21 protein-coding genes are annotated in these 21,552 nt (G+C 62.5%); 9 read left to right on the forward strand and 12 right to left on the reverse strand.

The genetic code is table 11. The annotated features are described in order from the left end of the window. Positions 1-73: 73 nt before the first annotated feature. Positions 74-376, forward strand: a complete 303-nt coding sequence (locus MRY75_RS04520) for a hypothetical protein (protein ID WP_292305959.1) — start codon at positions 74-76, stop codon at positions 374-376. On the opposite strand, the gene MRY75_RS04525 is transcribed toward MRY75_RS04520, so the two are convergent. The 12 genes from MRY75_RS04525 to MRY75_RS04580 form a co-directional block, all read right to left on the reverse strand. Further along, on the reverse strand, positions 371-1,024 hold the full coding sequence (locus MRY75_RS04525) for a transaldolase family protein (protein ID WP_292305960.1): 654 nt from the start codon (positions 1,022-1,024) through the stop codon (positions 371-373). The genes MRY75_RS04520 and MRY75_RS04525 overlap by 6 nt on opposite strands. Before the next feature lie 4 nt (positions 1,025-1,028). Beyond that, positions 1,029-1,982 (reverse strand): carbohydrate kinase, encoded by a 954-nt coding sequence (locus MRY75_RS04530; protein ID WP_292305961.1) that lies wholly within the window; start codon positions 1,980-1,982, stop codon positions 1,029-1,031. Positions 1,983-2,005: 23 nt separating this feature from the next. Next, positions 2,006-2,728 (reverse strand): peptidase, encoded by a 723-nt coding sequence (locus MRY75_RS04535; RefSeq protein WP_292305962.1) that lies wholly within the window; start codon positions 2,726-2,728, stop codon positions 2,006-2,008. Positions 2,729-2,758: 30 nt separating this feature from the next. Then, positions 2,759-3,556 carry a transglutaminase family protein gene (locus MRY75_RS04540; protein WP_292305963.1) on the reverse strand — a complete coding sequence of 266 codons (798 nt, stop codon included), beginning with the start codon at positions 3,554-3,556 and terminating at the stop codon, positions 2,759-2,761. A 21-nt stretch (positions 3,557-3,577) separates the two neighbouring features. Further along, positions 3,578-4,519, reverse strand: a complete 942-nt coding sequence (locus tag MRY75_RS04545; protein WP_292305964.1) for an alpha-E domain-containing protein — start codon at positions 4,517-4,519, stop codon at positions 3,578-3,580. Between the two features lie 4 nt (positions 4,520-4,523). Further along, positions 4,524-5,948: a circularly permuted type 2 ATP-grasp protein gene (locus tag MRY75_RS04550; protein ID WP_292305965.1), complete on the reverse strand. Its 1,425-nt coding sequence runs from the start codon at positions 5,946-5,948 to the stop codon at positions 4,524-4,526. Between the two features lie 165 nt (positions 5,949-6,113). Next, positions 6,114-7,424, reverse strand: a complete 1,311-nt coding sequence (locus tag MRY75_RS04555; protein ID WP_292305966.1) for a TRAP transporter large permease — start codon at positions 7,422-7,424, stop codon at positions 6,114-6,116. After that, positions 7,424-7,930 carry a TRAP transporter small permease gene (locus MRY75_RS04560; protein WP_292305967.1) on the reverse strand — a complete coding sequence of 169 codons (507 nt, stop codon included), beginning with the start codon at positions 7,928-7,930 and terminating at the stop codon, positions 7,424-7,426. The genes MRY75_RS04555 and MRY75_RS04560 overlap by 1 nt, the downstream gene beginning before the upstream one ends. Before the next feature lie 54 nt (positions 7,931-7,984). Beyond that, entirely contained in the window at positions 7,985-8,998 is a 1,014-nt protein-coding gene (gene dctP / locus MRY75_RS04565) for a TRAP transporter substrate-binding protein DctP (RefSeq protein WP_292305968.1), read from the reverse strand. 40 nt (positions 8,999-9,038) lie between these two features. Continuing rightward, entirely contained in the window at positions 9,039-9,686 is a 648-nt protein-coding gene (gene leuD / locus MRY75_RS04570; protein ID WP_292305969.1) for a 3-isopropylmalate dehydratase small subunit, read from the reverse strand. Next, entirely contained in the window at positions 9,683-11,083 is a 1,401-nt protein-coding gene (gene leuC / locus MRY75_RS04575; protein ID WP_292305970.1) for a 3-isopropylmalate dehydratase large subunit, read from the reverse strand. Before leuC ends, leuD begins: the two co-directional genes overlap by 4 nt. After that, positions 11,080-11,868 carry a GntR family transcriptional regulator gene (locus tag MRY75_RS04580; RefSeq protein WP_292305984.1) on the reverse strand — a complete coding sequence of 263 codons (789 nt, stop codon included), beginning with the start codon at positions 11,866-11,868 and terminating at the stop codon, positions 11,080-11,082. The genes leuC and MRY75_RS04580 overlap by 4 nt, the downstream gene beginning before the upstream one ends. Before the next feature lie 135 nt (positions 11,869-12,003). On the opposite strand from MRY75_RS04580, the gene MRY75_RS04585 reads away from it, so the two are divergent. The 8 genes from MRY75_RS04585 to MRY75_RS04620 are packed head-to-tail and all read left to right on the forward strand — an operon-like array spanning position 12,004 to position 21,540. Further along, positions 12,004-12,564 (forward strand): tautomerase family protein, encoded by a 561-nt coding sequence (locus MRY75_RS04585; protein WP_292305971.1) that lies wholly within the window; start codon positions 12,004-12,006, stop codon positions 12,562-12,564. Then, positions 12,561-14,255, forward strand: coding sequence for a hydantoinase B/oxoprolinase family protein (locus MRY75_RS04590; RefSeq protein ID WP_292305972.1), 1,695 nt, complete (start codon positions 12,561-12,563; stop codon positions 14,253-14,255). Before MRY75_RS04585 ends, MRY75_RS04590 begins: the two co-directional genes overlap by 4 nt. Continuing rightward, entirely contained in the window at positions 14,252-16,309 is a 2,058-nt protein-coding gene (locus MRY75_RS04595) for a hydantoinase/oxoprolinase family protein (RefSeq protein ID WP_292305973.1), read from the forward strand. The genes MRY75_RS04590 and MRY75_RS04595 overlap by 4 nt, the downstream gene beginning before the upstream one ends. Positions 16,310-16,312: 3 nt before the next feature. After that, complete coding sequence (locus MRY75_RS04600) at positions 16,313-16,918, forward strand: cysteine hydrolase (RefSeq protein WP_292305974.1); 606 nt, start codon at positions 16,313-16,315, stop codon at positions 16,916-16,918. Further along, positions 16,915-17,784, forward strand: a complete 870-nt coding sequence (locus MRY75_RS04605) for an isocitrate lyase/phosphoenolpyruvate mutase family protein (protein WP_292305975.1) — start codon at positions 16,915-16,917, stop codon at positions 17,782-17,784. Before MRY75_RS04600 ends, MRY75_RS04605 begins: the two co-directional genes overlap by 4 nt. A gap of 3 nt (positions 17,785-17,787) precedes the next feature. Further along, on the forward strand, positions 17,788-19,179 hold the full coding sequence (locus MRY75_RS04610) for an FAD-dependent oxidoreductase (RefSeq protein ID WP_292305976.1): 1,392 nt from the start codon (positions 17,788-17,790) through the stop codon (positions 19,177-19,179). Continuing rightward, positions 19,172-20,386, forward strand: coding sequence for an acyl-CoA dehydrogenase (locus tag MRY75_RS04615; RefSeq protein WP_292305977.1), 1,215 nt, complete (start codon positions 19,172-19,174; stop codon positions 20,384-20,386). Before MRY75_RS04610 ends, MRY75_RS04615 begins: the two co-directional genes overlap by 8 nt. Next, the gene (locus MRY75_RS04620) at positions 20,386-21,540 is read left to right on the forward strand and encodes a CaiB/BaiF CoA-transferase family protein (protein ID WP_292305978.1); all 1,155 of its coding nucleotides are present in this window, start codon (positions 20,386-20,388) and stop codon (positions 21,538-21,540) included. The genes MRY75_RS04615 and MRY75_RS04620 overlap by 1 nt, the downstream gene beginning before the upstream one ends. Positions 21,541-21,552 lie beyond the last annotated feature (12 nt).

Below are 21,552 nucleotides of genomic sequence, written 5' to 3' on the forward strand. Positions count from 1 at the left end.
GCCTTGCCCCCATCCGGGTGCGATTCATGCCTGCGGCCTTCCTGTGTCCCGTTCCTGCGCGGAGGGCGCTGAGATGTCGATAGAACGAACCCTGACCCAGCTGCAGGTCAATCCCCGAACGCCGGAACGCGCACGGGAAATCGGCCAGTTGGGCTATATGCAATGGCTGGGCGGATTGCCGGCGCAGTCCTGTTACCTAACCGAGGCCACCTGCGCCTATATGGCTGCAGCGCCGTTCCGGGACACCGATCCGGCGGTTGCCGAATTCTGCAAGCTCCTGAAGGCGTCTCTGGATGCGCCGCTCTCGCCACTTGATCTGGCGTTGCCGAAACCAAGGCGCAGGGGCGGTGCGAGGGAGCGACGGCTGTCGCTATAGCGGCTGAGCGGCGGCCTCGAAAGCGGCGGCAGCGTCCTCGGTCATGGGGTCGGACAGGAGCGATCGAACGAGGTCCGGCGCAAGCGTGAAGCAATCGAGCCCGCGGGCCGCAAGAGCCACCAGCTGGTCGGATGTGCGCAGCGAGGCCACGAGCACGCGAGGGGTTCCTGCGGCGATGGTCTGCATCTGCAGGAGGTGCTCAAGCGCGGGCAGCCCCGCCTCGTCCATCCGCCCGAAATAGGGGGCCACGAAGTCGGCACCCAGCGCCTTGGCCACGATCACCTGTTTCGGGTTGTAAACGGCGGTGAGCAGGATCGGACCGCCCAAAGCCGTGATCGACGGCAGGGCGCGCAAGGCACCGGGTGTCATCGGGATTTTCACGACCGTGCGCAGACCGGCCACAGCGCCTGCATCGTAGAGCCGTGCGGCCCAATCGCGATAGGTTTCGACCGGACCGAAAACCTGCCCATGCAGCTCTTGCGCGCCAAGGTCATGGGCGCGACGGGCGAGATCTGTCCAGTCGATGGTCGGATAGTCGAGACCTGCCCGCTGGGCCAAGAGCGGGTTGGTGGTGATGCCCCGAAACAGGCCCAATGGCATAAGATCGGCCCAGGCCTCCCGATCCGCCGTGTCGAGATAGAGGTCCACTGCGTCAGCTGACCGCAGCCATCGCCGCGTCAAGCTCCGCAAGGGTGGGCGGGTTGCAGCCCGCACGGCTGCAATTGATGGCGGCGGCCATGCCGGCGCGGCGGATGAGCGCCTCGACCTGTGCAGCATCGAGCGCATCGAGCGCGGCCGGAGCCAAAGCGTCGATGCGGGCGAGACCAGCCAGTAGCGTGGCCATGAACGTGTCGCCGGCCCCAACGGTATCCACAAGGCCCGGCACAGGGGGTGCAGGGATATCGATGGAGATGTCGCCGCGCATCGCAGTTGCGCCTTCAGGCCCCTTGGTCATGACCAGAAGCGCTGCGGATGTCTCGCTGCGCACATGCGCGAGGGCCACATCCTGCGGCATGTCGGGGCACAGACCTTCGAGGTCTTCATCGCTGAGTTTCAGGACATGCGCCGCTTTCATCATGCGGAAGATCCGCGCGCGATAGGCGTCGATATCGCTGATGATCGACAGGCGCACGTTGGGATCGAGCGACACGAGCGTGCCGGCCGCATGGGCGGTCTTGCAGGTGTCCTCCCACGCGTCGGCGTCCGCGCCATCGGTCAGCGCAAGCGATCCTGTGTGCAGCGCGGTCGTGCCGTCAGGCATTGCGGCGGCAAGGGACGCGGCCGTCACGCTGCGCTCGGCGGTGCCATCGCGTTCGAACACGTAGGACGGGATGCCCTGGGTTACGGTCACACGGGCGATCGTCGTGGGGGCGTCGACGCGACCTCCCGCAAGGGTCACGCCGGAGGACGTCAGCGTATCCGCCAGACGATCCCCCCACGTATCGGTCGAGATCGGCGTGAGGTAATGCACATCGGCCTGCTGGCGCCCCAGAGCCATCGCCACATTGAAGGGCGATCCACCGGCAAGGGCCGAGACCTCTCCGTCTCGGGTCACATGATCAATGAGGTTTTCACCGCCGACGCAGATTACGGGGCTTGCAGACATGACAGGACTTCCGGCTTGTGGCTTCAGTTGGTGTTCAGGTTGACGTCGGGCAACGTATCCAGCGCCTGCTTAAGCGCATTGCCCCATTGAGTCGAGATCGCCTGAAATTCCGGATTGTCGGCTTCGACCCGTCCGACATGCTTTTTCTCGAGACTGTCCGTCCTGTAGCAGAAGTAATCCAGCGGCGCGCCCACGGACAGGTTTGCCTTGAGCGTCGAATCGAAACTGACCAGCAGCAGCTTGAGGGCATCGGCAAAGCTGAGATCGGGATCATAGGCCCTGACAAGGATGGGGCGACCGTACTTGATTTCGCCGATCTGGAAAAACGGTGTGTCTTCCCCGGCTTCGATGAAATTGCCCTGCGGATAGATCAGGAACAGACGCGGCGGGCTACCGGCGATCTGACCGCCGAGAATCAGCGTGGCCTCAAAAGAGGTATCCGCGCGTTGCCCGCCATCGCGCAGACCCTTGATGACCTCGCGCAGCGTGTCGCCCACCATGCAGGCGGCCTGAAACATCGACGGCGCTTTCATCAGGGATGGCGTCCTGTCCTCGGGTTGCTTGCTGCGTTCGTCAAGCAGGCTGACCACCGCCTGAGTGGTGGCAAGGTTGCCAGCCGACATCAGCGTCAGCACGCGGTCCCCCGGCTGTTCCCAGATGGTCATCTTCTTGAACGTCGAGATGTTGTCCAACCCGGCATTGGTGCGGGTGTCCGACATGAAGACCAGACCGCTGCGCAGCATCATTCCAACGCAATATGTCACCTGGGTGTGCCTTTACTGCTGAATCACGTGGATGCTGACGTGCAATTCCTCGTTCACTCCGCCGATCCGCGTACCAGATATCGGCGCTGCATCGGAATAGTCCAGCCCCGTCGCAACGCGCACATAGCGTGTGTCCGGAGAGACACCGTTCGACACGTCGAACCCGACCCAGCCCAGCCCGTCGACATGCACTTCGGCCCAGGCGTGCATTGCATCCTGCGCTGTGGTGTCGTTGAGCATCAGGTATCCGCTGGCATAGCGTGCGGGCAGTTTCAGCGCTCGGGCACAGGCGATCATGATGTGGGTGTGGTCCTGACACACGCCCTGCCCTGCCGCGATTGCGTCTTCTGCGCTCCAGTCCGGGGCAGACGCGCCAAGGGTATAGGGCACCTGCGTGCGGATACGGTCAGACAGTGCGTGCAGTTCGGGAATGCCCGGTTCGGCATCCATCCCCTTTATCAGGGCCTTGGTGCCTTGTCCGATCTCGGTGCGCGGGGTTCCCATCGTATAGAGCCACAACGGGGTCAGTCCATGATGCGGCCCCAGAATGCCCGCATTGTCGGTGATCTCGACCTCCCCCAAACTGACGACGCTCAGTTCTGTCACGTTCGGATCGAAGCTGATCAACTCGGTGACGTTGTGATGGTGATCGTCAAACACGACTTCCTTGCGCCCGCCGGTGATACGGGTCTCCCATGCAACAACGGACTGGTTGTACGACGTCTTGGGCGTCTTGCGCAGTTGCTGCAGGCCGTAGATCACCGGCGTATCAAACCGATACACCGTGCTGTGTTCGATCTTAATTCTCATGCAGGGCGGGTGTGTCTGGGTCTAGGCATAGAAACGGAAATCCTGTTCGATCTGGCGCGAGATGCCGGACAGGTCCTCGAGCGTGGTTTGGAGAAACTCATGCAACCCAAATTCGAAGATATCGTCAATGCTTCTGGACCGAAGTCCGGATTCCAGCGCCGCCACCTTCTCCCGCGATAAGGCACCGGCATCGTCTTCGCCGCCGAGATACCCAAGGTTATCGCGCAGCTTGCCCGCGCAGAAGGCAAATGACCGGGGCATCCGTCTGTCGAGGATCAGAAAGGCCGCAATTTCGCGCGGGCCGCCTCCTGCGCCATATTCCATTCGAAATCCGCCCTTGGCCGAGACGGACCGCAGGATCGATTCCCACTGCACATTGTCAAGCGAAGTGCCCACGGCCCGCGCCGATGGCAGCAGGACGTAGTATTTCACATCGAGAATACGCGCCGTGTTGTCTGCACGTTCCAGGAATGTGCCCAGACGCGCAAAGTCGTAGATGTCGTTGCGCAGCATCGTGCCGTGGGTCACACCGCGCACAAGGGCAGCGTGATGGCGGATCAGGCGCAGGACACTGGGCAAATCCCGCTCTGACACCTTGCGGGCCAGCGCCGATTTCAGCTCCATATAAGCCGAGTTGACGGCTTCCCAGACTTCGCCGGTGATCGCCGTCCGGACAAGCCGCGCATTCTGGCGCGCGGCGTTCACGCTCGACAGGATCGAGGACGGATTGTCCTTGCTGCGCAGCATCCAGTCGACCGCCAGATCGCGCGACATCTCGTCATGTGCCGCCTTGAACCCGTACAGGCAATCGGCGGATTGCAGAACGGACGCCCATTCGTCGTCGCTCTGGTTGAGCCGGGTCAGGGCAATGCGTTGCCCGGTTTCGATAAGGCGCGCGGTGTTCTCGGCCCTCTCCATGTAACGATACATCCAGAAGAGGCCATTGGCGGTTTTTCCCAACATGGCGCTATTCCTCCAGAACCCAGGTGTCTTTTGTCCCGCCGCCCTGCGACGAGTTCACCACCAGCGATCCCTTCTTGAGCGCCACACGCGTCAGGCCACCCGGCGTAATCTTGATGCCATCGGGGCTGACAAGCACATAGGGCCGAAGGTCCACATGGCGCGGGGTGAGGCCCGACTTTGCAAAGATCGGCACCGTGGACAGGCTGAGCGTCGGCTGCGCGATATAGTTCTTGGGCCGCGCCTTGAGCTTCTTGCGGAAGGCCGCGATTTCTTTTTTCGTCGCCGTCGGACCGATCAGCATGCCGTAGCCACCCGACCCGTGCACCTCCTTGACGACGAGGTCTTCAAGATTGTCGAGCACATGCGCCAGCGCATCGGGTTCCGAACAGCGCCATGTCGGGACGTTCTGCAGCAAGGGCCGTTCGCCGGTGTAGAACTCGACGATTTCCGGCATGTAGGAATAGATCGCCTTGTCATCGGAAATGCCCGTCCCCGGCGCGTTTGCGATGGTGATCCCACCGGCCCGATACACATCCATGATCCCCGGCACACCGAGTTGGCTTTCGGGATTGAAGTTCAGCGGATCGAGGAAGTCGTCGTCTACCCGACGGTAAAGCACGTCGATGGGTTTGTAGCCATGCGTGGTGCGCATCGCCACGCGCCCGTCAATCACCCGCAGGTCATGCCCTTCGACAAGCTCGACCCCCATCTGGTCGGCAAGGAAGGCATGCTCGAAATAGGCCGAATTGTAGATCCCCGGCGTCAGCACCGCGACGGTCGGATCGCCATCCGCCATGGCCGGCGCACAGGCCGCCAGAGAGCGGCGCAGGTCGATCGGGTATTGCTGGACGGGTTGAACGCGGTTCTTCGAGAACAGCTCGGGGAACATCTGCAGCATCGTTTCCCGGTTCTCGAGCATATAGCTCACCCCCGAGGGCGTGCGGGCGTTGTCTTCGAGAACATAGAATTCCCCCGGCCCGGTGCAGACAAGGTCGATGCCGACGATGTGTGTATAGACGCCGCCCGGCACATCGACGCCGATCATCTTGGGCTGGAAGGCCTCGTTCTGGGAAATCATCTCGCGCGGGATGCGGCCCGCCTTCACGATTTCCTGCGTGTGATAGATGTCGTGCAGGAACGCGTTGATCGCGCGCACACGCTGTTCGATCCCGCGGGACAGCTTGGCCCATTCAGAACCCGATATGATGCGGGGGATGATGTCGAAGGGGATCAACCGCTCTTCGGCTTCGGACCGGCCATAGACGTTGAAGGTGATGCCCGTCAGGCGGAACAGGTCTTCCGCCTCGCGGTTTTTTGCGCGCAATCGTTTGGGATCTTCCTGATCGAACCAATCGAAAAAATTCTGGTAGGGCGCGCGAAGCTGCGCATCACGACCCCACATTTCATCGAAGACAGAGTGTTCAGACATGATTAAACGCTTGCTCAGCGCAGGGCGGAGTGCAAGGCAGCGCTGCGTTCAAGGCGCGATGTCGCCCAAAAATCTTGCTAAATGCACAAAAATAAGGCGCAAGCTGACCGTGTGGATTACGGCGCCGACAGTTTCCGCCATCCACTCACCCCAAGGGAGAGCCCATCATCCCAGCCCCGGCAACCACGTCGCCAAAGGTGGAAAGAGGATCAGCAACGCCACCACCAGCAAGGAGCACAGGATGAACGGGATCGCCGCCCGGTAGATCTCGCGCATGGTTGTGTTCGGTGGAGCCACCCCTTTCATCACGAAAAGCAACAGCCCGAACGGTGGTGTCGTAAAGCTGATTTCCAATGACAACAGCATGATGAGACCGAACCAGATCGGATCGAACCCAAGGGTCTGCGCCAACGGGAAGAAGATCGGCACGGTGAGCAGCATGATCGAGATCTGCTCCATGAACATGCCCAGAAGGAGCAGCACACCGAACATCACCAGAAGCATCAGTGTCGGGTCGAGATCGAACCCCGTCGCCCAGTTGATCAGCCCCTTCGATGCGCCGGAAAAGGCCAGAAGCTGGCTGAAGGTGGCCGACCCAAAGACAATCAGATAGGCCATCAATGTCACGCGCAGCGCGCCGCGCACGGATTTCTTGACCGCGTCCCATGTTAGGCACCGATAAAAGGCGGCAAGGATCAACACACCCAGCGCACCAAAGGCGGCGGCTTCGGAGGGGGTGACGATGCCATTGATCATCATGATCACGATGACCACCATCAAGCCAATCATCGGCACGACGTCCCGCATCAGAATGCCCAGCTTTTCGGCCCCAGTCATCTCTTCGACGTCATAGGCCGGCGCCGCGTCCGGGTCGATCTTGGTTTGCAGATAGATCGTCGCGACATAGAAGCTGGCGAGGATCAGCCCCGGGATCACACCTGCGATCAGCAGAGCGCCCACGTCGATCTTGGCGAGTGTCGCCAGCAGCACGGCCAAAGCCGACGGCGGGATGATGATGGCGAGACCGCCGGTACCAAGGATCGGACCGATGGACATGTGGCTTTTGTAGCCGCGCCGGTTCATCTCGGGCACCATCAATGATCCAAGCAGCGCAGTTGATCCCATCGACGACCCTGACAGCGTGGAAAACCCGGTACCGCCCAGAACGGTGACATAGCTCAGCCGCCCCGGAAGCCGCCCCAGCAGCTTGTCGATGGCCGAGAACATGCGACTGCCCAAGCCCGTCTGGAAAAAGATCTCGCCCATGAGCAGGAAAAGCGGGATCGGCACCAGCGCAAAGATCGTCAGCGCGCCCCACCCGTTGTTCAGCAGCGCGACCACTCCACGGTCGCCCCCCATGAATACCCATGCGCCGATGATGTTTGCCGCAAGGAAAGCCAGAGCAACCGGCATGCCGATCGCCATGAGGAGCATGATGCTGCCGACCAGCAGACCAAGGGCTTCGAACCATTCCATTATTCGTGAATCCCCGCTTCACCCGAGTGCATGAGGTCAGACCCGAACACGAACCGCGAGAATTCTATCGCCATCACCGAAAAGGCGATTGGGAAGGTCACGGTTAGCAGCCAACGGGGGTAGTAATAGGCGCGCACATCGTAGTTGTTGCGCTCGATATTCGTGAGGAAAAGCTGCAGCCCGTACCACGCAAGGATCACACAGACGAGAACGCAAAGCGCGGCAACCAGACGGCTCACGAACCTTCGCAGCGGCCCCGGCAGAGCGGCTGTCACCAGCTCGATATGCACATGCCCCTTCTCGCGCACGAGCCAGGGCGCGCCAAGCATGGTCATGTACAGGATGCCGTATTCGGCTGACGTGAACAGCCATGCAAAGGGCTGAAGCCCCAGATTGCGCATCAGGACGGACACCACCACCGACACCATCAGCCAGACAAGGGTCACGGCTGCGATGAAAGCCATCGTGTAAAGCAGAGCGTCATAGACGCGGGTCACGGCGCGCATGGGGTCATCCGTTTAAGAAGGGTGGGCCGGGACAATTGCCCCGGCCCGATGGTCTTAGTTGTCTGCGGCCGGATCGTAGAACTTCACGATCAGATCGTCATAGCTCGCCACCGACTGCGGCTCGGCTTCCATCAGCTCTTTCATCCGCGCCCAAGTGGTTTCACGCGCGGCAGCAAGGTAGTTGGCCTTCGCCTCACCTTCGAGCGACACCACGTTCATGCCCGCCTCTTCAAGAGCGGCAAAGTCTTCGTCGCGCTTGGTGCGCAGCGCGTTCACACTGTCGATCTCGTGCTGGATCGCGGTGTCCTGAAGGATGGTCTTGGCCTCGTCGCTCAGCCCTTCCCATGTGTCGAGGTTTACGATCACGCCAAGGTCGGTCGAGAAGAAGCACGGTTCGATCCGGTAGTTCAGGAACTCGTTCCACTTGAGGTCGATCAGGCCGATCTGGGTCCAGCCGGTTGCGTCCACAACGCCATTCTGAAGCGCGGAATAAACCTCGCCCGTGGGCAGGTCGATCACCTGAGCCTGCAGGTAGTTGGTGAAGAAGGCGTTATAGACTGCGTTACCACGCAGTCGCAGTCCATCGACTTCAAGATTGCCGTCGGCATCAAAAGACGGCTCGTTGCGGGTCCAGAGGTTGTAGCACACACCGCTGTCGAACCAGCCGAGATACTTGAGGCCCATGCGTTCCTGGTGGATCCGGTCGATCAACTCGATCCCGCCGTTTTCTCGGGTTTCGATGGCAGTCAGGTTGGACGCCACAAGCGCGTCTTTCTCGGGCAGAGCGCCGCCGTAGAACGACCCCGGCGTATAGACCATGTCCACGATCCCGTCGCGCACCGCATCGGGCTGCTGGAACATGCCGATGGCCTCGGGCCCGCCGCGCACTTCGATCTGGATCACACCTTCGCCCGCCGCGTTCACCTTTTCCACGAAAGACAGGAAGCTTTGCGTGTAGATCAGCGTTTCAGGGAAAGCATGCACCGCCGTGATGGTTTCTTCCGCATGGGCCACGGACCCAAGCAACACGCCACCGGCAACGCAGCCTTTGAGCAAATTCATCGTCATGGTTAGTTCCTCCTACACCCTTCGGCCATCCTGGCCGATGTTACTGCGAAACGGTGTCCCGCCCCGCGCTCCTGAAGTTGGTCTGTTGGACTTGGACGGCCCACGGCATGGCCTGCGCATGCTGCGCACGGAATGCCGCGATGGCCTGTTTATGGTTCCGGGTCAGGTCGATGTCGTCCCACCCGTTGATGAGTTTCTGCTGCCAGACATCGTCCAGAGCGAACTCGAGTGTGGTGTTGCCGAACCGGATTGTCCTGTCGGTCAGGTCAACCGTCACCTCTTTTGCGCCGCCCGCCAAGGCTGCAATGGCCGCGTCGGCCTCTGTCTCTGTCACGCGGGCGGGCAGAAGGCCGTTGTTCACCGAGTTGCTCGCGAAGATGTCGCCAAAGCTGGGGGCGATCACGACGCGGATGCCGAAATCCACGAGCGCATAAACTGCCGCCTCGCGCGACGAGCCGCTTCCGAAATTTCGGCGTGAGATCAGGATGCTGGCGTTGGGGACGGCATTCAGCGGGAAGTCCGGAACAGGATTTCCGTACATATCGTTACGGAAATCGTAGAGCAGGAAATCACCATAGCCTTCGGACCTAGGTGTCGACATGAACCGCGCCGGGATCAATTGGTCGGTGTCCACGTTCTCGCGGTCCAGGGCCACGGCAAGGCCGCTATGTGTGCTCCACCCGCTCATGCGACCTCCCGCTCTTTCAGAAGTTCGCGCACATCCGTGAGATGCCCGGTCACCGCCGCCGCCGCCACCATCGCGGGCGACATGAGATGCGTCCGCGACCCACGCCCTTGACGCCCCCGGAAATTGCGGTTGGTGGTGGAAGCACAGCGCTTGCCCGGCTCCACATGGTCGCCGTTCATCGCCACGCACATCGAACAGCCCGAGCCGACCCAGTCGAGCCCTGCATCGATGAAGATACGGTCCAGCCCCTCTGCCTCGGCCTGCGCTTTGACCTGTTGCGAACCGGGGGACACGATCCCCGGCACCTTGGCCCTTCGCCCTGCCAGCACCACCGCCGCTGCACGCAGGTCTTCGATGCGGGCATTGGTGCAGGAGCCGATGAACACCTGATCGACAGCGATCTCGGTCAGCTTGCGCCCCGGCGTCAGCCCCATGTAGTCCAGCGCATTGCGCGCGCGCTCTGCGGCGCTGCCTTGCATACGCGCGGGGTCGGGAATTGTTGCTGTCACCGGCAAGGCGTCTTCCGGCGTCGTGCCCCAAGTCACGATGGGCGCGATCTCTGACGCGTCCATCGTCACTTCGGTTTCGAACTTCGCATCCGCGTCCGATGGCAGTTCGGACCAAAGGTCGACTGCGCGATCCCAATCGTCTCCGCTGGGCGCGAAGGGACGCCCTTTGACATAGGCAAACGTGGTCTCATCCGGCGCGATCATTCCGAAGCGGGCGCCGCCTTCGATCGAGAGGTTGCACAGCGTCATCCGCCCTTCCATCGACAGGGACCGCACGGCGGACCCGGTATATTCGATGGCATGCCCCCGCGCGCCGTCGGCGCCCAGCCTGGCAATCCACGCAAGCGCCAGATCCTTGGCACCGACACCCGGCCCAAGCCGCCCGGTCACGTCGATCCGCATCGCCTTGGGTTTCTTCTGCCAGACCGTTTGCGTCGCCAGCACATGCGCCACTTCGGTTGCGCCAATGCCAAAGGCCAACGCCCCGAAGGCACCATGGGTGGACGTATGACTGTCGCCGCAATTGATCAGCAGACCCGGCAGGGTCAGCCCCTGTTCCGGCCCGATCACATGCACGATGCCCTGACGCGGATCGTCGAGGCCGAAACAGGTGACCCCATGCTTCTCGGTGTTTTCCGCCAGCGTCGCGATCATCCGCGCAATCGCGTCCGTCGCAGGCGCACCGCGCGTGGGCGCATAGTGATCGGCCACACCAAAGGTCAGGCCCGACTCGGCCACCGGCACACGCCGCTCTGCGATCTTGGCAAAGGCGTGGTGCGAGCCTTCGTGGACCAGATGCCGGTCGACCCAAAGCAGACTTGTCCCGTCTTCGCGGCGCAGGATTTCGTGGCTCTCCCACAGCTTGTCGAGAAGACGGCGACCGGTCATTTGGAGCCCCCTCCGATCACCGGTTCCCAGTGCCGCGCTTCGCCTGCGCCGACCCGCGCAAGGCTCATTTCGAGCCGGAACAGATCGGGCCGGTAGAGCGCGGACAGGTGTTCGACCCCCTGCCCGTTTGCATCCCGCACGATCCGCTGAACAAAGAGAAGCGGAGACCCGACCGACACCTCCAGCGCCTCGGCCACATCAGGTGTGGCAAGGGCTGCGGTCACGGTCTGATGCGCGCTGGCAACGCTCACACCGCTGCGTTCGAGCAGACGGAACAGTGGCTGCGTGGCAAGGTCGGCCTCGTCATAGCTGACGGCGATGTCTTTCGGCACGTAGGTGGTGAGGTGCGAAAAGGGCTGACCACCCGAGGACCGCACACGCACCGCCTTTTGCACATCGGCACCTTCGGGGATGCCCAGCGCCTCGGCCACCGCCGCAGGCGCGTTATCATAGGAAAAGGACAACAGCCGCGCGGTTGTCTTGCGGTCCATCTCGACCAGATGCGGGATCAGCGTCGCGAAATCGGCGGACAGCCTTTGCCCCGCCTGCTCCTGCGCCCGCACAACAGACCCGGCACCTGTCTTTTTCTCGATCCAGCCATCGGCGGCCAGCGCCTCGAGCGCGCGGCGGATGGTGATGCGGGACACGTCGAACTGCTCGGCCAGCTTATGCTCACCGGGCAGGCGCGATCCGTCCCTGAAAACACCGTTTGAAATTTCGTCGCGCAGCAACAGGTAAACCCTGCGGGCCTTACCGCCTTCTGGAAGTCCGGAATGCGCGGTCAATGTCACGGCAGCGCGGCCCCTGTTGGTTGGCGATCCTCGCGGCCAGTGGATGATCCGGCGAAGATTCTTCGTTTGTTGGTCTTTCAATATACCAAAACCTGTTATATGAAAAGTGCAGATTTTGGGGAGGGTCATATGCCAATCGTGGAAGCGCACATCCTTCAAGGATACAGCCCCACAGAGAAATCCCGTCTTACCTCGGCCCTCACAGACGCGATTCGATTTGTCGTTCCGGCACCTGATGAGGCCATCACCGTGATGCTGCACGAATACCCGTCCGAGGCCTATGCCCGTGGCGGCCAGCACCGCCAACCGGCCCCAGCCCTGCCCGATCCCGCACAGATCGTGCGCGACTATCTCGCCGCGATGGAAGCCCGCGATCTGGAGACCGCGCAAGCGATGCTGGGCGACGGGTTCCAGATGGTGTTCCCCGCGACCCAGCCGATGACGCAGCTTTCAGAACTGATCGACTGGTCCAAGGGGCGCTACAGGTTCGTCAAGAAAACCTATGACGGGTTCGATGCGATGCACAGCGGCGGTGTTTCGGTCGTCTACGCGCGCGGAACTCTCTACGGCGAATGGATGGACGGCACCCCGTTCGAGGGCATCCGCTTTATCGACCGCTTCGAAATCGCCGGAGGCAAGATCTTGCGTCAGGACGTGTGGAACGACATGGCAGAGGTGCGCGCGAAATGAGTGCCGCCATCGATCCGATCACCCTCGCCGTTCTGGCTGGCCGCATGGAACAGATCGCCGACGAGATGGACGCGACGCTCTTCCGCGCCGCGTTCAACCCGATCATCGCCGAAGCACACGACGCCTCGCACGGGTTTTACCACGCCATGTCCGGCGACACGCTGGTGCAGGGCAAATCCGGCCTGCCGATCTTTGTCGGGGTCATGGCCTTTGCCGTGAAGGCGGTGATCGACAAGGCCGCCGAGGCCGGTGATCTGGCGGATGGCGACATCTACATCTTCAACGACGCGCATATGGGCGGCACGCACCTGTCCGACATGCGGCTGGTGCGCCCCTATTTCCGCGATGGCAAGCTGTTTTGCTACCTCGCCAGCGTAGGTCACTGGCACGATGTGGGCGGCGCGGTGCCGGGCAACTACAACCCCTCTGCTACCGAGGCGTTTCAGGAGGCGTTTGTCCTGCCGCCGGTCAAGCTGGTCCGCGCAGGCGTCATCCAGCAGGACATCATCGACATCCTCCTGCGCAACACCCGCCTGCCGCAATCAGCGATGGGCGATCTGAACGGCCAGCTCGGCGCGTTGGACCTTGGCGTGAAGCGGCTCGACGAATTGCTGGACGAATACGGGGCCAAGACCGTGTCGGCGGCCCTCGACGCCCTGGGCGACCGCGCCGAAACGCTGATGCGGTCGGAACTGTCCGGTCTGCCGGACGGGCGCTGGGAGGCGGTGGACTACCTCGACAATGACGGGATCACCGACAAGGCCCTGCCGATCAAGGTTGCGCTCGAGATCACGGGCGACCGGATGGTGCTTGATTTCGAAGGCACCGCGCCCGTGACCGCTGGCCCGGTCAACATCGCCTACCCGACTGCCGTCGCCACCGCTTATGTCGCGATCAAGCACATCTTCCCGGAACTGCCCGCCAATGCGGGCGTCATGCGGCCGATTGATGTGCGCGTGCCAGATGGGTCGCTTCTGTCTGCCGAATTCCCGGCCCCGGTCGGCGGCTATACAGAAACCATCCTGCGCATGATCGACGTGATCTTCAGTGCTGCGTCACAAGCAGCGCCCGACCGCGTCGTCGCCAATGCCTATGGCACGATCAATGCGCTGTCGATTGCGGGCAAGCGGGCCAACGGACAACGCTGGGTGATGTTCAGCTTCTATGGCGGCGGGCATGGCGGCAGCAGTGAATCGGACGGCCTCAACCACGGCAACGCGCCAATCTCGACCGCGACGATCCCGCCGATGGAGATCCTCGAAGCCGCCTATCCGGTGATGTTCCGCCAATGGGCGCTCCGTCCCGACAGTGCGGGCGCGGGTGCGCATCGCGGCGGGCTGGGTGCGACCTACGAGATCGAAGTACTGGAGGAAAACGCCGAGGCGTTCCTCTTTGGCGAACGCGGTCGGTTCGCACCGCAGGGTGTGCAGGGCGGCGGCACGGGTGCGATGAACGTGTTTCACTACGAACAGGCGGATGGGTGGAAATCCCCGCCGCTGGCGTCGAAAATGCTGGGGATCAAGCTGACCAAGGGACAGGCTGTGCGCCTCGACACCCCCGGTGGGGGTGGTTACGGCACAGCGTCGGACCGCGATGCAAGCGCGGTCGCCCGCGACGTGGCGCTTGGATACCTGACACCGGACAAAGCGACCGAACTTTACGGCCCCGCATGGAAAGAGGTCGCGGCATGAGCAAGATGATCGGCGTCGATGTCGGCGGCACCTTCACCGACGTGTTCGTGCTGGACGAGGCCACCGGAACTGCAGACGTGGCCAAGGTGCCCACAACCCGGCCCGACCAGTCGGGTGGCTTTCTCGACGGGATCAGCCAGCAGGTCGAGGACCTCTCCACCGTCGCGGCGGTTGTGCATGGCACCACCGCCGGAACCAATGCTCTGCTCGAGCGCAAAGGCGCAAAGATCGGCGTGATCACCACTCACGGACTCCGCGACGTTCTTGAAATGCGCCGCCGCGACAGGCCCCGGACCTGGGGCCTGCGCGGCGATTTCGAGCCGGTTGTGCCGCGAAACTTACGGTTGGAGGTGCCGGAGCGTACGCTGGCCGATGGCACGATCCGCACGCCCGTCGATCTGGACGCGGTCAGGACAGCCGCCCAGCAGTTGATCGACGAAGGCTGTTTGGCCGTCGCGATCCTTTTCGCCAACGCCTATGCCAATGCCGAGAACGAGGCCAAGGCTGTTGAGGCGGTCCGCGCCATGTGGCCCAACGACCATGTGAGCTGTTCGTCGGAAATCCTGCCGGAGATCCGCGAATTCGAACGCTTCTCGACCACGGCTTTGAACGCCTATCTGCAACCCGAAGTCTCAGGCTATATCAACCGACTGGATCAAGCCCTGACCAAAGGCGGGTTCGGCGGCGAGTTCATGATCGTACAGTCGAATGGCGGCGTCATGGGTACCGACACCGCCTGCCGCCTGCCGATCCGCACAGCCCTGTCCGGCCCCGCTGCTGGCGTGATTGCTGCCGGGCATATTGCGACGACGGCAGGTTTCGAGAACGTCATTACGGGCGACATGGGCGGCACCAGCTTTGACGTGGCGCTGATTGCCAAGGGGCAGTCCATGCTGTCGCCGCAGACCTCCATCGATTTTGGCATGGTGGTGCGCAACCCGATGATCGAGATCACGACGATCGGTGCCGGTGGCGGCTCCATCGCATGGGTCGACAAGGGTGGCCTCCTGAACATCGGCCCGGAAAGCGCCGGATCGACACCCGGCCCGGTGGCCTATGGTCAGGGCAACGACCGCCCGACCGTCACCGATGCGAATGTGGTCCTTGGCCGGATCGACCCAGACAACCCCATCGGCGGCAAGCTCGACCGACTGGATGTGGATGCGGCTGCCAAAGCGATCGACGTTCACGTCGGATCGAAACTGGGCCTGACGACCATCGAGGCCGCCGAAGCCATCCTGCGCGTCGCCAATTCGCGCATGGCCGGCGCAATCCGTCTGGTCAGCATCGAACGCGGGTTCGATCCCAAGCGGTTTGCCTTCATGCCCTTCGGCGGTGGCGGCGCGCTGCACACCGGCGCGATCCTGAAAGAGGTCGGCATCGGCAGCGCAATCGTCCCGCGCTATCCGGGTGTGACCAGCGCGATGGGTTGCGTGATTGCCGACATGCGGCAGGATTTCGTGCAGACGATCAACTCGCTGACCGCGACGCTGGACACGGGCGCGCTGCGCGAGGTGATGCAGAAGCATATCGACGACGGCATGGCCCTGTTGGACGCCGCGCAATCCCGGTTCGAGGCGCGCGACATCGTGGTCGAGCTGGACATGGCCTATGTCGGGCAGACCCATACGGTGGCCGTTCCCCTGCCGATCTCGGTCAAGGGGAACACTGTTGCAGCGCCGACCGTCGCCGAGGTGGAAGCCGCCTTCGATGCCGCGTATCAGGCCACCTATGGACGCCTCCTCAAGAACGGCACGCGCCGGTTGATGAACCTGCGCACCGCCGTGATCGGGCGGCGGCCCAAGTTCGATCTGACCACTTTGGCCCCCAAGGGCGGGTCGGTCGAGGCCGCGCATACGGGCAGCCGCAAGGTGCATTTCGGCGATGCGTGGTTCGACACCGCGATCTACAGCCGCCTTTCCCTGCCCGTCGGTGCCGAGGTCAAAGGCCCCGCGATCCTTGTGCAGCCGGACACGACCGTGCTGGTCGATCCCGGCCTGAGCGCCAAGGTCGACACCTGCGGCAACACGATCATCATACGGGACGAGGACTGAGACATGGCGCACACCATAGACCCAAAGCGCACCGCGCTCCTCACCATCGACCTGCAGAACGACTTTCTGCACCCCGAAGGTGCCTATGGCCGCGCCGGGCAGACGGCCGAGGCGATCACCGCCCTGCCTGCCCGGATCAAACCCGTTGTGGACGCGCTCCGCGCCAAGAGCGGCACCTATATCAGCGCGCAGTTCACGCTGGTGCCGGGGCCGAATGACGAACCACTCATCGCGCCGCACCTTAAAGAGCTGCGGCCCTTCCTTGGCAAAGGCGATTTCGCCCCCGGCAAGTTCGGTCATGCGTTGGTCGATGCTCTGGCGCCTGCGGATTACACCATCGAAAAGGTCGCCTATTCTGCGCTCTACCAGACGCGGCTTGAATACATCCTTCGGGCGCTCAACATCGACACGCTGATCATCGGCGGGATTGTCACGAATGGCGGGGTCGCCAGCACGGTGCGCGACGCGCATCTGAGAAACCTGCACACGATCCTGCTGTCCGATGGATGCGCCGCTTTCAAACAGGAGGTGCACGACGCCACGCTGTTGTCGCTTGCGTCGGTCTGCCCGAACGTGACCTGCGCCGAGTTGCTGGAAACCCTGACATGAGCCTGAAAACCCGCCTTGCCTCTGACGAGATCCTTGTCGCTCCGGGTGTCTACGACGCCCTGACAGCGGCGCTTGCGGCGCAAGCCGGGTTCGAGGCGCTGTATCTCAGCGGCGCGGCGGTGGCCTATACGCGGCTGGGACGACCGGACATCGGCCTCACTTCGGTCAGCGAGATGTCCGACACGATGGCCCTGATCCGCGACCGCGTGGACATTCCGGTGATCATCGACGCCGACACAGGGTTCGGCAACGCGCTGAACGCGCAGCGGACGATGCGGCTTTACGAACGCGCGGGGGCCAATGCCTTGCAGGTGGAGGATCAGACCTATCCGAAACGCTGTGGGCATCTGGCCGAGAAGTCGATCATTCCGACGACCGAAATGGTCGGCAAGATCGCCGCGATGGTGGATGCGCGGGCCAGCGATGAGACACTGATCATCGCCCGCACCGATGCTGTTGCCGTAGACGGCTTTGACGCCGCCATCGACCGGGCTGAGGCATATGTCGAGGCAGGCGCAGACGCGCTGTTCATCGAAGCGCTGCGGTCGGTGGACGAGATGAAAACCGTGACAGAGCGGTTCAAGGATCGTGTGCCGTTGCTGGTGAACATGGTCGAAGGCGGCGCGACACCGATCCAGAACGCGGCGTTTCTGAACGATCTGGGCTTCTCCATCGTGATCTTCCCCGGAGGCATCGTGCGCGCCTTGGCGCATACGGCTGAAAGCTATTACCAAAGCCTGATGGCCACCGGCAGCAACCGTGCTTTTGCCGACCGGATGTTCGATTTCGGCGGGTTGAACGACCGCCTTGGCACGAATGAGATGCTGGCTTTGGGCAAACGCTACGAATCCGGCGGGCGCGACTGAGCCATGTCGATCCTGCCGCCCCCCGACCCCGGGTTCGATCTGGAGGTGCCGATCCTGATCGTCGGCGCAGGCGCTTGTGGTCTGGTCGCGGCCCTGACCGCCCATCATGCCGGGGCCGAGGTTCTGGTGGTAGAGGCGGATTCAGCGCCGTCCGGGTCCACCGCCCTGTCCGCAGGGCTGATCCCGGCAGCGGGTACGCGGTTTCAACGGGATGCGGGGATCGAGGACAGCGCCGACCTCTTTGCGCAGGATATTCAACAGAAGGCCAAGGGCGAGAACCCGCAGGATCTTGTCGATCTGCTGGCGGGCCATTCGGGCAAAGTGATCGAATGGCTGGCGGACAAGTTCGACCTGCCCTTCTCGGTCGTCACCGATTTCGACTATCCCGGCCATTCGCGCCGCCGGATGCACGGGCTTCCTACCCGCGCGGGGCGTGAATTGATCGACCGGCTGCGCACCGCCTGCGAGGCGCAGGGGATCGACATCATCTGCAACCGCCGCGCGACATCTCTCTTTGCGGAGGGTGACATCGTCAAAGGCGTACGGTTGGAGGGGCCGAACGGTACGGAAGATGTGGGCTGCGATGCGTTGATCCTTGCCTGCAACGGCTATGGCGGCAATCGCGCCATGGTCCGCCAGTTCATGCCCGAAATCGAAAACGCGGTCTGGTTCGGGCATGACTACAATCAGGGCGACGCCGTGACATGGGGCGAGGCGCTTGGGGCGGAAACGTTGCATCTGGGTGCGTATCAGGGCCACGGGAATGTCGCGCATCCGCAGGGCATCCTGATCACCTGGGCGGTGATCACCCAAGGTGGCGTGCAGGTGAACCTGAACGGAGACCGTTTCTGGGACGAAAGCCAGGGCTATTCCGAGGCCGCCCGTGCGGTGCTGGCCCAGCCCGAGGGCATCGCCTGGACGATATTCGACAGCCGCATCGCCGCCATCGCGCGGCAGTTTCAGGACTTCAAGGATGCCGAGGCCATCGGCGCGATCCGCACCGCCGATTTGGTGGCAGAACTGGCAGAAGTTACTGGCCTGCCCGAAGCCAACCTGACGACAACGCTGTCCGAAATCCCGATCCATGCGACTGACGGTTTTGGACGCAGCTTCCTTGGCGAACCGCTCAAACCGCCATACTGTGCGGTGAAGGTGACCGGAGCCTTGTTCCACACGCAGGGCGGTTTGCGCGTCGATCAAGACGCACGCGTCTGCAGAACCGACGGAGGCGTCTTGAAAAACCTCTTTGCGGCAGGCGGTGCTACGGTGGGTGTTTCAGGTTCCGGTGATAGCGGGTATCTATCCGGCAATGGGCTGCTGGCAGCGACGGTTCTGGGGCATATCGCCGGATCGGCTGCCGCCAATGACATGAAAGAGGAGCATGGACATGCTTGATGCGTCACACGCGGGTCACGGACCCTCACTCGCCAAATTCGACTGGCAGGACCCTCTGGGCCTGAGCGCGGCTCTGTCCGAGGAAGAGCGCATGATCGCGGACAGTGCAGCGGCCTATGCAAAAGACAAGCTGCTGCCGCGCGTGTCGGACATGTATCTGAACGAGGGTGTCGCGCCCGAGATTTTCGCCGAGATGGGCGAGATGGGCCTGTTGGGCGTGACCATCCCCGAAGAGTTCGGCGGTCTCGGCGCGGGCTATGTGAGCTATGGCCTTGTCGCACGCGAAGTCGAGCGTGTGGACAGCGGGTATCGGTCGATGATGAGCGTGCAAAGCTCCTTGGTGATGTACCCGATCCACGCCTATGGCAGCGATGAGCAGCGCAGGAAATACCTGCCGGGTCTGGCTGCAGGGACACTGATCGGCTGTTTTGGCCTGACGGAACCCGATGCCGGGTCCGATCCTGCGGGGATGAAGACTGTCGCGAAGAAAACCGACAGTGGCTATGTGCTGAACGGGGCCAAGATGTGGATTTCGAACAGCCCGATTGCGGATGTGTTCGTCGTCTGGGCCAAGTCCGAAGCGCATGGCGGAAAAATCCGGGGCTTTGTTCTTGAGAAAGGCATGAAAGGCCTGAGCGCGCCCAAGATCAACGGCAAGCTGTCGCTGCGCGCGTCGATCACCGGCGAGATCGTGATGAAGGATGTCGAGGTTGGTGAAGACGCGTTGCTGCCGGGTGTCGAAGGCCTGAAAGGTCCGTTCGGCTGTCTGAACCGCGCACGCTATGGCATCGCGTGGGGAGTGATGGGCGCGGCTGAGGACAGCTGGCACCGCGCCCGTCAGTACGGTCTGGACCGCACGCAATTCGGCCGCCCGCTCGCGCAGACGCAGCTTTTCCAGAAGAAACTCGCCGACATGCAGACCGAGATCACTCTGGGCCTGCACGCCGCTCTCCAAGTGGGCCGGATGCTTGATGCAGGGACAGCCGCGCCCGAGGCGATCAGCCTGATCAAGCGCAACAATTGCGGCAAGGCGTTGGATATCGCGCGCAATGCCCGCGACATGCATGGCGGTAACGGGATCATGGCGGAGTACCACGTCATGCGTCACGCGCAGAACCTTGAGACGGTCAACACCTACGAGGGCACGCATGACGTGCACGCCCTCATCCTTGGCCGGGCACAGACAGGGTTGCAGGCGTTCTTCTGATGTCAGCACCGCTGGAAGGTTTGAAAGTTCTAGAATTGGCCCGCATCCTTGCCGGGCCAATTGTCGGTCAGACGCTGGCTGACCTTGGCGCAACCGTGATCAAGGTGGAAAGCCCCAAGGGCGACGACACCCGTACATGGGGCCCGCCCTTCATCGAGCGCGAAGGCGAAGACACACCGTCAGCCGCCTATTTCTACAGTTGCAACCGCGGCAAATACTCGGTCACGGCGGACCTGACGACAGAGGAAGGCCGCGCCTTCGTGCAAGACCTCGCGCGCGAGGCGGATGTGCTGATCGAGAACTTCAAGGTGGGCGGGCTGACCAAGTACGGGCTGGACTATGCCAGCCTGTCAAAGGCCAATCCGGGCCTTGTCTACTGTTCGATCACCGGCTTCGGGCAGACCGGCCCCTATGCCGAACGCGCGGGCTATGACTACCTTGTGCAAGGGCTGTCCGGGTTGATGTCGATCACCGGCGACCCTGCAGGCGAGCCGCAAAAAGTCGGCGTTGCGGTCACCGACATCTACACCGGGCTTTACGCCGTGATCGGCATTCAGGCCGCGCTGCGCGAGCGGGACAAGACAGGACAGGGCCAGCATATCGACATGAGCCTGCTGGACGCGGGTACAGGCTGTCTTGTCAATCAGGCGATGAACTTCCTTGTAACGGGCGAGTCCCCCAACCGCATGGGGAACCAACACCCGAATATCGTGCCTTACGAGGTCTTCCCGGCCTCCGATGGCGACATCATCATCGCGTCGGGCAATGACCGCCAGTTTCAGGGTCTGTGCGAGATCGTGGGCCGCAAGGACCTTGCCGAGAACCCGGACTACCGGACCAACGCCCAGCGCGTGCAGCATCGCGACGAACTGATCGCCATGCTCAAGGCGGAAACGGCGAAGATGACCAAGGCGGATTTGCTTGAGGCGCTGAAAGCCAAACAGGTTGCCTCGTCCCCGATCAACACCGTTGGCGAAGTGTTCGACGATCCGCAGATCATTCACCGTGGGATGAAGATCATGCCCGAGGATGTGCCGGGTGTTCGTACACCGATCACCTTCAGCACGTCGACCCTTGCGCTGGACCGGACCGCGCCCACATTGGGCGCGCATACCGATCAAGTGAAAACATCCGGGTGGTCCTTCAAAGACTGACCACCCGGTCTT

The organism is Marivita sp. (assembly GCF_022763305.1).
Taxonomy (GTDB): Bacteria; Pseudomonadota; Alphaproteobacteria; order Rhodobacterales; family Rhodobacteraceae; genus Marivita.